The organism is Formosa undariae, assembly GCF_042427615.1.
GTDB classification, from domain to species: Bacteria; Bacteroidota; Bacteroidia; order Flavobacteriales; family Flavobacteriaceae; genus Formosa; species Formosa undariae.
The window spans coordinates 594212-606271 of sequence record NZ_JBHMEZ010000001.1; the positions used below are offsets into that span (position 1 = coordinate 594212).

Sequence of the window (12060 nt, forward strand, 5' to 3'; positions counted from 1 at the left end):
TGTATTATTTTTTTTCTTAATTATATTTATAAACCTTTTAGCTTCACTAAATTTGTAAAAAAATTACATCAATGGCATTTCATAAACTTGCAATACAAAATATAAATAAAGAGACGGAAGCTGCAGTCACTATAAGCTTCGAAGTTCCTTCTTTTCTAAAAGATAAGTTCAGTTTTAAAGCTGGACAATACATTACCTTAAGAACCGAAATTAATGGTAATGAAGTCCGCAGAGATTATTCTTTATGTTCGTCTCCTAAAAGCGGAGAATTACAAGTTGCTGTTAAAGCAGTAGAAGATGGATTATTCTCTAAATACGCAAATACAACCTTAAAAGTTGGAGACAGTATTGAAGTGGCAGAACCAAACGGACGCTTTATATTTGAGCCAGATGCTTCTAAAACAAGAACGGTTGCGGCATTTGCTGCAGGTAGTGGTATTACTCCTATTATGAGTATTGCGAAAACCATTTTAGAAGAAGAACCAAACAGTCACTTTGTCCTGATCTACGGAAATAAAACACCTAAAGACACCATCTTTTTCGAAGAATTATTAGCGCTTCATGGTAAATATACCGAACGTTTTTCTATTCAAATGGTATTTAGTCAGTCGCAAGAGGAAGATGCTATGTTTGGACGTATTGAAAAAAGCACGGTGAATTTCTTATTGAAAAACACCTACAAACATTTAAAGATTGACACCTTTTATTTATGTGGACCTGAAGGCATGATTACCACGACAAAAGATGTTTTAAAAGATTTTGGTGTCGCTACAGATAATATTCATTTCGAATTATTTACGACTCCAATTGCTACGGACGAAGAGGTTATTCCTGAAGTAATAAATGATGGATCTACAGCTATTAAAATTATTGTAGACGATGAAGAGGTTGAATTTGTAATGTCTCAAAAACAAACAATTCTTGAAGCTGCTATTGCTAAAGAAATCGATGCTCCATATTCTTGTCAAGGTGGTATTTGCAGTAGTTGTATTGCTCGAGTTACAGAAGGTTCGGCAACCATGAGACAAAACAATATTTTAACTGAAAACGAATTAGCCGAAGGCTTAATATTAACGTGTCAAGCACACCCTACAACGCCAACAATTGTTGTAGACTACGACGACGTTTAAAATAGATTAGAGTATAGATATTAGACCGCTTTGCTATAAAACAGAATAAATCCGTTATTTAAAAAATTAAATAACGGATTTTATTTTTTCTATAATGGTTGCTGGAGCAATTGATCCGGAAGCTTTTTCATATCCTTCAGGAAATTTGTTTCCATAAATTGAAGTAGGAATTAAAGGGAATTTAGCTCTATCTGCAATTAATGTATAATCTTCAGGCTGATTGAAAGGTGCAAACCCCGCAAACGGATGAGTTACTCCCCAAATGGTAATTACCTTTTTACCCAACATGGCCGCCAAATGTCCATTTCCAGAATCCATAGACAACATCACATCTAAATTAGAAATAATATCTAATTCTTCATTCAAATTTAATTGCCCAGCAAGGTTGATAACATTATTGTATTTGGATTGAAATCCGTTTAAAACGTCGACCTCTTTAGCCCCTCCTCCAAACAAGAATACCTTATAATCTTTACACAACGTTTCAATAACAGTTTCCATCTGATTGATCGGATACATTTTACTGTCGTGTGCAGCAAACGGAGCAATACCAATCCACTTTGTGGTATGAGCCCCCAGAATGACTTGTAAATTGTCGGTTAAAATCGATGGCTTTGGAAACGTTGGTTTAGATAAGTCTATAGGAAAGCCTAAACCTCTAAAAACCTCAGCATATCGCTCGATTGTAGTTGGGAGTTGTTTAAAAACATTCCCTTCAATCAATGCCTTTTTTTCACTTCTGCCTTTATCTATTTGAACAAAAGGTGTACCGATAAAAAAAGCTTTCAGAATCTTAGAACGCAATACATTATGAATATCTGCCACCGCGTCAATATTCAGTTTCTTGAGTGACTTAGAAAGCGTATACAATCCAAAAACACCCTTATGATCCTTTTTTAAGTCCGCAGCAAAAATACTTACAGCATCTAAATCTCTAAAAAAAGGTTCGAAGAATGGTCGTGTTAAAACGGTAACTTTTAAGTTTGGATATTGCGCTGTTAAGGCCCGTAACACGGGTACAGACATAGCAACGTCTCCCATTGCAGAGAGACGTATAACTAATATATGTTGTATTTGTTTAGACACAATCTATAAGGAAAAGAATTCCTATTTTTGAGAACGCAACACTGGGTTAAGTTCGTCGTCGTTGTACATTTTCATTTGCTTATACACTTTCATGTATTTATCACCAGAGGCGATATCATTCAATAACGTATCTATAGCAGTAGATAAATCTACACGTTGTTCTAAAAGAATATCTAATTTTGTTTGACATGCTTTTTTATGCGCATCGGAAGCATCTTCTCGCGTAGCTTCTTCATTCATATGATACACTTTCAAAGCTAAGATAGACAATCTATCTACTCCCCAAGCAGGACTTTCTGTGTTAATTGTTGCATTTTTCTTTGGCGTAACAGCTTTGTTTTCTTCTAAAAAATAGCTATCAATATACTCCACCATATCTGTACGATCTTGGTTAGAAGCATCAATCTTACGTTTCAAAGTTAGAGCGGCTACCGGGTCGATTTGTGGGTCACGAATAATATCTTCGTAATGCCACTGCACGGTATCTATCCAACATTTTCTATATAATAAATGCGCCAATAAATCGTCTTCTTTACTGTACGGATTTGAGAAATCCTGATCTACTGTATTTATAACGTGATAGGTATTTATTACCTCCTGAAAAATAGTATTTGCCTTAGTTGTAAACATCATTTTTATTTTAAAGTACAAACCTACATATTTTTTAGTTAAACACATTGATTTCATATACAATGTAGGTTCACGTTTCCCTAAAATTTAAATAGCCATTACAAACGTAAATATACCTCTAATTAATTAACTTTACCAGACACCATAAAACAGAAGCATGCTAATTCACAATTTATCTACAGAAAACACAATTTTAAATGTATTTATGTCAGAATTAAGGGATAAAACCATTCAAACCGACAATATGCGTTTTAGACGAAATATTGAACGTATTGGTGAAATTCTAGCATACGAATTAAGTAAATCCCTTCATTATAACTCTAAATCTGTTGAGACACCGTTAGATACTGCTGAAGTTGATTTGCCTGAAAATGACATTGTAATCTGTTCTATTTTACGTGCAGGAATTCCACTGCATAATGGCTTATTAAATTATTTTGACAGTGCTGAAAACGCATTTATTTCAGCCTACAGACAACATAAATCATCTCCCGAAAGTTTTGAAATTGTTGTTGAATATTTAGCTTGTCCATCGTTAGAAAACAAAACCTTAATTCTTGCAGATCCTATGCTTGCCACGGGTCAATCTATGGTTGCGACTTTTGAAGCTTTAAAGCCTTTTGGAACACCAAAAGAAATTCATTTAGTTAGTGTAATTGGAGCGCAACAGGGTGTAGATTATATTGAAAATCATTTTAATACAGACGCACATTTATGGATAGCCACTATAGACGAGAGCCTGAATGATAAAGGTTATATTGTTCCTGGACTTGGAGATGCTGGCGATTTATGTTTTGGAGAAAAACTACAACATTAATAAGCCAAATGGCACAAAAATTAAGAGCCCAAGAAAGACCTCTTTAAACCATTTGTCTTGAATTGTTTCTATATAATTGGTAATTATTATCGCTAAAGGTGCGAATAAAAATAAGAACTCGCCACCTTCCTTTTTAGGAGATAGAATCATGATTCCAAATGCAATTAAAGCCGCGACTAGTACAACCTTATACGCTGACTTAAAGTTTTTCTGTTTAGATTTTATCGTTTTAATATAAAAAACCGAAGACCAAATCCCTAAAGAAATTAACAAAGTCACCCCAATTACATATTGCAGGGTATTATACGTTTCAAACTCAAAACTTACTTCTGGTAAAATATTTAAGGCCGAAAAAAAGTCGTCGTACACAATTATCGAATAAGACATTCCTAAAACGAAAACGGCCACAACGCCAACAATAGGAATCATCCATTCTTTTAAATTAGAATTTGAGTGAAAAAATAATGCGAAATAAATAAGTAGAATAAATAAAATTGACCAAAAATAAAACAAGGCTGCAATAGCAATCCAAAATGCAGCATCGAACAATTTCTTTTTCACATTAAGCTGTGATCGTAAACTTAAAATTCTTCGGAGCGATAACAGTATAAAAAAGTTTGCAAACACTATATTATTATTCAACATAGTTTGCGGCAAAGCCATTAAGAATAAAGCATATAGCAAAATCTCATAACTACTTTTCTGTGTCAATTTGTTTTTACTAACCAAAAAATCGAGTACTAAAATAGAAGAGAAACTGGCACAAAAAACGAAGAAATTCTCGGCATAATGATCCAATAAATTCGACGACAGAGCATACTTGGTATGAGCTATAAAAAACGTAACTATAGTCATTGTGAAAACGACTAAAAAGTTTATTGGTTTAGATTTACTAAAAATACTTGTAATCATTAACTCTTTTTGTATTTTTGTTTGGTAAATATACTACACTATGAAAGATTTTTTTTACGCAATACAAGACCTATTTGTAAATGTATTGTTCGCACCTCTAGACGCTTTAGCGGATTTAGAGCTTGAAAATTGGTTTTTAGCCAATGCATTCTCATGGATTTTTATATTAATCGGTATGGGATTTTTTGTGTATTGGATGCTTCAATTAAAAAGTTTTAACGACAATAACGAAGAAGATAAAAGTATTTCTTCGCACTCTTTTCTATAAGTTCGATTTTTATAAATCGAACCCTATATCTTTACGGTAATACATCTTATCGAAATGTAGTTTTTCTATGTTTTGATAAGATTTTTTTATGGCTTCTTGGTACGTATTCCCGTAAGATGTCATCGCTAAAACGCGTCCTCCTGTAGTTAACACTTTACCATCTTTTAAATCTGCTCCTGCGTGAAACGCGATAGAACCTTCAATAGTGTCTAACCCCGTAATCTCTTTACCTTTTTCGTAAGCTTCAGGATAGCCACCAGAAACAGTCATTACTGTAGTCGCTGCACGTTCGTCTATTTCTAAATCAATTTCATTTAAGGTCCCATTTGCAACAGCCTGTAGCAACTCTACAAAATCGTTTTTAAGTCTAGGTAACACCACTTCCGTTTCAGGGTCTCCCATTCGTACATTATATTCGATAACCATAGGATCGTCTCCTACTTTTATTAATCCGATAAACACAAAACCTTTGTAAGGTAGATTATCTTTTATTAAACCTTCGATTGTTGGTTTTACAATACGTGTTTCTATTTTTTCTAAAAATTCATCGGTAGCGAATGGCACTGGAGAAACAGCTCCCATTCCACCTGTATTTAATCCGGTATCACCTTCTCCAATACGTTTGTAATCTTTCGCCGTAGGTAACACTTTATAATTCTTTCCGTCGGTTAACACGAAACAGCTTAATTCAATGCCATCTAAAAATTCTTCAATCACGACTTTAGTACTTGCTGCACCAAATTTAGCATCGACTAACATTGCTCTAAGTTCTGCTTTCGCTTCGTCTAAATCGTTTAAAATTAACACACCTTTTCCAGCTGCTAAACCATCTGCTTTTAAAACATAAGGAGCTGTCAATGTTTCAAGAAAGGCATACCCCTCTTCAACATTAGATTTATTAAAACTTTGGTATGCCGCTGTTGGAATATTATGTCTGAATAAAAACTCTTTAGCAAACTCTTTACTACCTTCTAATTCTGCTGCTGCTTTTTCTGGACCGATAACAGCTACATGTTTTAATTTTTCATCATTTAGGAAAAAATCATGCACTCCTTGCACTAAAGGATCTTCAGGACCAACAACCACCATATCGATGTTGTTTTCTAAAACTAGCGTTTTAATAGCCTCAAAATCGGTTACTCCAATTGCAACATTCTCTGCTATAGTAGCTGTTCCGGAGTTACCTGGTGCTACAAAAAGTTTATTACATAATGGACTTTGAGAAATTTTCCAAGCAAAAGTATGTTCTCTTCCGCCTGAACCTAGAATTAAAATTGTCATATTGAGTATAGTTTGAAGCAAAAATAATTGCTTTTAAGCTTAAAAAATAATTATTTTACAAAAACATATACCTCATTCTCTTTTGAAGCTATTCGATCTTACGTTACAATTAAATGGTTTCCCTTTAAAGGAGGCAAAAAATACACTTTCTAATATTCAAAAATTAGATGAAACTGAATACGAAAACTATTTAAATTCCAAAAAACAAGATATTCTTGAATATCACTTAAAGTATAACTCATTTTATAAACATTTAGGAACAAACATTAATCCATCGGACTGGAATTCGGTTCCAGTTATGACGAAAAGCGATTTACAGCAACCTTTACAGGATCGTTTATCTGAAGGATTTACCACTAAAAATGTTTACATAAATAAAACGTCTGGATCTTCAGGGAATCCGTTTATTTTTGCCAAAGATAAAATGTGTCATGCCTTAACTTGGGCTGAGATACAAAACCGATTTGGATGGTATGGTATCGATTTTAATAGTTCGCTACAGGCACGCTTTTATGGCATTCCGTTAGATAAAATAGGATATTACAAAGAGCGCTTTAAAGACAAGTTGAGTAATCGTTATCGTTTTTCTATTTTTGATTTAAGTGATGATGCGTTTCAAAACTATCTAACCGTTTTTAAAACAAAACCCTTCGATTATATAAACGGCTACACAAGCGCTATTGTACAATTTGCCAAGTTTTTAAATAGTAAAAACCTGAAGTTAAAACATATTTGTCCGACCCTAAAGTGTTGTGTGGTGACTTCGGAAATGCTTTTTCCCGATGACAAATTACTTTTAGAACACCAATTCGAAGTCCCCGTAATTAACGAATATGGTGCCTCTGAACTAGATTTAATTGCATTTCAAAACCCTAATAACATTTGGCAAATAAATAGTGACACTCTTTTCGTTGAAGTTTTAGATGAAAAAAATCAAGTTGTGCCAAATGGCGAAGAAGGTAAAATTGTGATTACGTCTCTTTATAACAAGGCACACCCTTTTATTCGCTACGATTTAGGAGATATAGGTATACTTTCTAAATCGGGTACACTACAAAAACCTGTTTTAGAAAAATTGATAGGAAGAACAAGCGACATGGCTATCTTGCCAAGTGGAAAACGAACTGCAGGATTAACCTTTTACTATATAACTAAAGCAATTATTGAAGACGATGGTCTCGTAAAAGAATTTATTATTACCCAAGAAGATAAATCTACATTTAAAATAGACTATACAGGAGCATTAGAAATTCATGAAACAAAAAAACACGATATAATTACCGAAATGAAGCGTTATCTTGAAGACGGACTAACTATTCGTTTTGAAAAGCACGAGGCCTTAAAACGCTCTAAAAGCGGCAAACTGAAGCAATTTAAGTCTTTGGTAGAACAATAGTGTTCTTAGACTTTACAAAAACATACTCGTAAAGAAAAAGAACCATGTAAAACAAGGACTTTACCATAGAAAACTGAAGACCTGTTCTATACACGGCATAGTTATATTTAATCAGTCCGAATTTATTTGCCGACATAGAATCTGCTTGTAATCTATAATTAGCCAAAGGCTCTTGTATACCTAAAGCCGAAGTTCCAGACCTATTTATGGCCTCTAACCATAATAACCAATCCTGTCGTTTCCTAAGGTTTTTAGTGTAAATTTTCCCCAGAGATCTCACATGATACATACCTGTTAGATTCCCAATATAATTACATTTAAGAAGTTTTTTATAGGACAGTTTTTCTAGAGCTTGAATTCTTTTGTTTAGTAAATTCCCGCTTTCATCGATTAAATTGTAGCTTGAAAACGAAACATCTAGTTGTTGATCTTTCATAAACTGAACTTGATTTTCAAGTTTTGTCGGCAACCACAAATCATCTGCATCTAAAAACGCAATATAATCCCCTTTGGCTTCTTCCGTCCCTTTATTTCTAGTTATCGCAGCTCCAGAATTTTGAGCATTTTGAAAAAGAAAAATATTTTTATGCACTTTTGTAAAGGTGGCAATAATATCAAGCGAATGGTCTGTAGAACCATCATCTACAAGAATAAGTTCCCAATTTGAATACGTTTGATGTAATACACTTTGAATAGTATCTGAAATAAATGTTTCAGCATTATATACAGGCGTAATAATAGACACTAATGGTTTCATTTACAATCTAATTAATACGCTTTATCTTCACCTTTTACGGCATTTAATAAGGTCTGAAAAACAATTTTAAGATCAAGAAGTGTAGACCAGTTTTCAATGTAAAAAATATCGAATTTTACGCGATTTATAATATCCTTATCTGTTTCAACCTCTCCTCTAAATCCGCTTACTTGTGCCAAACCTGTAATTCCTGGTTTTACGAAGTGACGCACCATAAACTTATCGATTCGCTTGGCATACATATGCGTATGGCTTACCATATGTGGTCTTGGTCCAACCACCGACATATCTCCAAATAGTACATTATAAAACTGAGGTAACTCGTCGATACTTGTCTTTCTTATAAACTTACCAACTTTGGTTATACGCTGGTCTCCTTTTGTTGCCTGATATAAATTTGCATCTGTATTTGGCATCATGGAGCGGAATTTCAAACATTGAAATTCCTTATAATTAAATCCGTTTCTAGATTGTTTAAAAAACACAGGGCCTTTAGATTCTAATTTAATAATAATTGCTAAAATGGGAGTTAACCAAGAGAGTATAGAAACGATTATAAATATGGAAAACACGATATCGAATAGTCTTTTAAAGAACTGATTAACACTTTCTTCTAGAGGAATGTCACGAAGGGATAGAATAGGGATAAAATCGTAATATTCGTATTTCAGTTTTTTAGAATATATTTCTTTATTGTCCGGTAAAAATTTTAAAATTTTCAGGTTATTATCTGCAAAATTAACGACTTGTAGAATTTGGGTATTAGACAACTCTGTAATAGAACAATAAATTTCGTCGATTGTATTCTCTTTTATATAAAGCAAACAATCGTCTAAAGAGCCTTGAGATTTATCCTTTAAATTAAAAATGCGCTTTAATGAATATCCGTATTCTGGATTATGCTTAAAAAAAGTTTCTAAGGCATTGGTCTGTCTGTTTTTACCAATAATGACAGTCTTTCTTAAGTTACCTCCGAATGAAGATCGATATTTTTGGAGTAAATAGTATATCGCAAATTTTGCAATGGTTATAAGCAGAAATACAAGTCCAATATACATTAAAATTAGATCTGTATTTATATTTAAGTTATGTCTAAACCCAAAATAAGCAAATACGATTAATGTAAATAATAAGGTTTGTTTAAACAACATGGCCATTATAGTCACTTCCCTAGTAAAACGATAAACGTCGTAAAATTTAGAATATAATGAGAGGATAATCCATGTGAGGGATACTAAAGAAACAAATAAAAAAGAGTTCACATTTTCGAAGAAAAGCAGCAAAGCTAATCCATTTATTATCCCCAAATCTATGGCATAGGAAATGGGCCTTAAGTACTTGGAATATCTACCTTGTCTGTATGTCTTCACTTGAATTTATAGGTATATAAAAAACATCTTTTTTGATGCTTGATAAATTTAGGGAACACAAAAATAAGAAAGTAAGTTCGTTAAATAGCAGTTACTATTATATTAAATATTCTTTTTTTAATGTTTTCTGAAACATCTTCATATACAAACTTAATTCAAATTTAAATTAGTAACATAAACTATAAAATATAAGGCTATAAAGTATGGTATAACAGGTGAATTAGTAAAGAAACTTCCGGATAGAATAACACAGATTAGAAAAAATAACGTTGGAATTTTTAAATCATTGTCCTTAATAAAAATTGAGTATAGAACACTTCAAAATGCCTCAAAAAACCAAAACAATCTATTTTATAATATCAAAAATTCTAGTAAAACTAAAATAGTTATATTTTAATATTTCACTTAAAAACTCTGTAAAGTAAAAAAGCAATAATAGAATTGAAGGAAGTATAAATACTAAATTACTTACCCTTTGACTTTGATTATAATTTTTTAAAATATTGAACATTCCATTTTATTATAAATTTTATAATACTACTTACATTCCAAACATTATATTTACTAAAAATATTTTTTGCACTAGTCTCGTTTAAGTGATGATAAATATAAGTTTGATTGATACCAATTACTTTTAAACCCCTACTATGAGCTTCAAAACAAATATCTATATCTTCGCAATACAACCTGTATCTTTCATCTAACAACGTCTTATTTGGTTTTAAAAACTGGTTATGAATAAGCATACATGCACCTAAACACCAATCTATATTCGGGCCGACCATTTGTATTTCGTTATTAGCTTTCAATAACCCTAATCTCTTTCTAACTACATTAATAAAATTAGGGAACGCCTTCCATGTTTTTTGAATATCTCCATTTGGATATTTCAATACAGGGGTAACAATTCCAATAGTATTATCCTTTTTGATGAAATTATATAATACTTGTATAAAATTTGTATCAAAATAAGTATCTGGGTTTAACAACATGTAATACCTCGTTTCTAAATTAAAATGTCGTATTAAATCATTATTATTTTTAGAAAAACCTTCTAATACTTCCTTTAGTAAAATATTGTCTTTATAGGGACTTTTAAGTAATTTTTCGACAGTTCCATCTGTAGACTTAGCATCACAAAAAAAAACATTCTGAACATTAAAATCAATTAATGATTTTAATAATTGGCCAATATATTCTACATGGTTATGAGTTACTACTAGTATACTAATTTGATTCTCTTGTGTCATATAATAAAATCTTTTCAAGACTTTTAATAAATTTTTTAAAGGAATAATTATCCAAGTACGTAAATCGTGCTTTTTCTTTTAAATCTCTCAAATTATCTGAACTATTAAAATTAATATTTAATAGTTCTATTAAATTTGAAGCATCCTTTTTTAATATAAAAGCGACACCCATTTCATGCAAATTACTTGTCACGATTTGGTTGGTTGTAATTATGGGTAATCCACTCATTAATGCTTCAATGTATACTAGTGGATACACTTCATAATCTTCATCACTTAAAAACAATAAAACATCATTCGCAGATAAATTAGCAAATTTGGTTACATCTTCCTTAATTGGTCCAAAATAACTTATAATTTTATATCTGGAATTAAGATTTTGAATAATACTTTCATCTTCATTACTTAAAGCACCTCCCAAAATATTAAGTTTGCAATCTATTTTTTCGTTATCTAAAATTTCGGCAATTTTAACTAAACGATGAATCCCCTTTTCCTTAGATAGATTAGACAAAAATATGAAGTTTATTTCTTTGTTAACAGCGACTTTTAAATTATCATTCTGAAAATAATCAGGAAGTGCATTTGGAACCAGAAATGTATTTGGACAAAATGGGCTAATGTTTTTGAATTGCAATTTATTAATTACAATAATTTTAATTTTGGAGAAAAGGAATTTATTATAAAACTTCACATTATCCTCTAAACCATTAGCATGAATATGTGCTGTTATGTTTTTAGTCCTTAAACTGCAAACAAGTAAAATTATTAAATCTCTATAAAAAGCAAAACCTTTAGGTGTAAAGTTAAGATATACTATATCTCCTTTTTTAATTAAAAACAATGTCTTAAAAAGCGAAAAAAAGCTTAAAATTTTATCAAAATTAAATTTCCCAAAATTGTTAAAATCCTTAGCTTGGGCAGTATTTAATTCAATAATAGAAATCTTAGTATCTGTGAATAATAAATTTTTGATATGATTTGATAGTACTTTAACACCATTGTTTGGTCCTGATATTGGAAATATAAAAAATAACTTCATGTTTATATATTATTTATCGAATCAAACTTTTATTATATCATAATTTAAACGGCGACAAAGTAGTGTTGCAGTTTAAAAATCAATCAACAAATTTAAACCTATTAAATCTTACGGACCTATA

General features: G+C 31.6%; 12 protein-coding genes. 4 read left to right on the forward strand and 8 right to left on the reverse strand.

Going from position 1 to position 12060, the window contains the following annotated elements:
- Window positions 1-71: 71 nt before the first annotated feature.
- Window positions 72-1130: a 2Fe-2S iron-sulfur cluster-binding protein gene (locus ACFFVB_RS02635; protein WP_382380879.1), complete on the forward strand. Its 1059-nt coding sequence runs from the start codon at window positions 72-74 to the stop codon at window positions 1128-1130.
- A 66-nt stretch (window positions 1131-1196) separates the two neighbouring features.
- Here ACFFVB_RS02635 and ACFFVB_RS02640 read toward each other — a convergent pair whose 3' ends face one another.
- Complete coding sequence (locus ACFFVB_RS02640) at window positions 1197-2171, reverse strand: glycosyltransferase family 9 protein (protein ID WP_382381170.1); 975 nt, start codon at window positions 2169-2171, stop codon at window positions 1197-1199.
- Between the two features lie 66 nt (window positions 2172-2237).
- Window positions 2238-2846 (reverse strand): DUF4254 domain-containing protein, encoded by a 609-nt coding sequence (locus ACFFVB_RS02645; RefSeq protein ID WP_382381172.1) that lies wholly within the window; start codon window positions 2844-2846, stop codon window positions 2238-2240.
- 157 nt (window positions 2847-3003) lie between these two features.
- Between ACFFVB_RS02645 and upp the strand changes: the two genes are divergently transcribed.
- Window positions 3004-3663 (forward strand): uracil phosphoribosyltransferase, encoded by a 660-nt coding sequence (gene upp / locus ACFFVB_RS02650; protein WP_382380881.1) that lies wholly within the window; start codon window positions 3004-3006, stop codon window positions 3661-3663.
- On the opposite strand, the gene ACFFVB_RS02655 is transcribed toward upp, so the two are convergent.
- Window positions 3652-4575 carry a DUF6427 family protein gene (locus ACFFVB_RS02655; protein ID WP_382380883.1) on the reverse strand — a complete coding sequence of 308 codons (924 nt, stop codon included), beginning with the start codon at window positions 4573-4575 and terminating at the stop codon, window positions 3652-3654. The two genes, upp and ACFFVB_RS02655, sit on opposite strands and share 12 nt — an antisense overlap.
- 40 nt (window positions 4576-4615) lie before the next feature.
- On the opposite strand from ACFFVB_RS02655, the gene ACFFVB_RS02660 reads away from it, so the two are divergent.
- Window positions 4616-4843 carry a DUF6341 family protein gene (locus ACFFVB_RS02660; RefSeq protein ID WP_382380885.1) on the forward strand — a complete coding sequence of 76 codons (228 nt, stop codon included), beginning with the start codon at window positions 4616-4618 and terminating at the stop codon, window positions 4841-4843.
- A 9-nt stretch (window positions 4844-4852) separates the two neighbouring features.
- Here ACFFVB_RS02660 and purD read toward each other — a convergent pair whose 3' ends face one another.
- The gene (purD, locus tag ACFFVB_RS02665; protein WP_382380887.1) at window positions 4853-6124 is read right to left on the reverse strand and encodes a phosphoribosylamine--glycine ligase; all 1272 of its coding nucleotides are present in this window, start codon (window positions 6122-6124) and stop codon (window positions 4853-4855) included.
- Window positions 6125-6206: 82 nt separating this feature from the next.
- Between purD and ACFFVB_RS02670 the strand changes: the two genes are divergently transcribed.
- Complete coding sequence (locus ACFFVB_RS02670; RefSeq protein WP_382380889.1) at window positions 6207-7520, forward strand: phenylacetate--CoA ligase family protein; 1314 nt, start codon at window positions 6207-6209, stop codon at window positions 7518-7520.
- On the opposite strand, the gene ACFFVB_RS02675 is transcribed toward ACFFVB_RS02670, so the two are convergent.
- The 4 genes from ACFFVB_RS02675 to ACFFVB_RS02690 all read right to left on the reverse strand — a co-directional run bounded on the left by ACFFVB_RS02675 (window position 7498) and on the right by ACFFVB_RS02690 (window position 11939).
- Window positions 7498-8277: a glycosyltransferase family 2 protein gene (locus tag ACFFVB_RS02675; RefSeq protein WP_382380890.1), complete on the reverse strand. Its 780-nt coding sequence runs from the start codon at window positions 8275-8277 to the stop codon at window positions 7498-7500. The two genes, ACFFVB_RS02670 and ACFFVB_RS02675, sit on opposite strands and share 23 nt — an antisense overlap.
- A gap of 11 nt (window positions 8278-8288) precedes the next feature.
- Complete coding sequence (locus tag ACFFVB_RS02680) at window positions 8289-9647, reverse strand: undecaprenyl-phosphate glucose phosphotransferase (RefSeq protein WP_382380892.1); 1359 nt, start codon at window positions 9645-9647, stop codon at window positions 8289-8291.
- Between the two features lie 485 nt (window positions 9648-10132).
- Window positions 10133-10897: a glycosyltransferase gene (locus ACFFVB_RS02685; protein ID WP_382380894.1), complete on the reverse strand. Its 765-nt coding sequence runs from the start codon at window positions 10895-10897 to the stop codon at window positions 10133-10135.
- Window positions 10875-11939, reverse strand: a complete 1065-nt coding sequence (locus tag ACFFVB_RS02690; RefSeq protein WP_382380896.1) for a glycosyltransferase — start codon at window positions 11937-11939, stop codon at window positions 10875-10877. Before ACFFVB_RS02690 ends, ACFFVB_RS02685 begins: the two co-directional genes overlap by 23 nt.
- Window positions 11940-12060: the final 121 nt, after the last annotated feature.

Excerpts from the sequence above, each read along its gene's own strand:
- ACFFVB_RS02635 (WP_382380879.1), top strand. The coding sequence starts at position 72 with ATGGCATTTCATAAACTTGCAATACAAAATATAAATAAAGAGACGGAA.
- ACFFVB_RS02640 (WP_382381170.1), bottom strand. The coding sequence starts at position 2,171 with ATGGGAGACGTTGCTATGTCTGTACCCGTGTTACGGGCCTTAACAGCG.
- ACFFVB_RS02645 (WP_382381172.1), bottom strand. The coding sequence starts at position 2,846 with ATGTTTACAACTAAGGCAAATACTATTTTTCAGGAGGTAATAAATACC.
- upp (WP_382380881.1), top strand. The coding sequence starts at position 3,004 with ATGCTAATTCACAATTTATCTACAGAAAACACAATTTTAAATGTATTT.
- ACFFVB_RS02655 (WP_382380883.1), bottom strand. The coding sequence starts at position 4,575 with ATGATTACAAGTATTTTTAGTAAATCTAAACCAATAAACTTTTTAGTC.
- ACFFVB_RS02660 (WP_382380885.1), top strand. The coding sequence starts at position 4,616 with ATGAAAGATTTTTTTTACGCAATACAAGACCTATTTGTAAATGTATTG.
- purD (WP_382380887.1), bottom strand. The coding sequence starts at position 6,124 with ATGACAATTTTAATTCTAGGTTCAGGCGGAAGAGAACATACTTTTGCT.
- ACFFVB_RS02675 (WP_382380890.1), bottom strand. The coding sequence starts at position 8,277 with ATGAAACCATTAGTGTCTATTATTACGCCTGTATATAATGCTGAAACA.
- ACFFVB_RS02685 (WP_382380894.1), bottom strand. The coding sequence starts at position 10,897 with ATGACACAAGAGAATCAAATTAGTATACTAGTAGTAACTCATAACCAT.
- ACFFVB_RS02690 (WP_382380896.1), bottom strand. The coding sequence starts at position 11,939 with ATGAAGTTATTTTTTATATTTCCAATATCAGGACCAAACAATGGTGTT.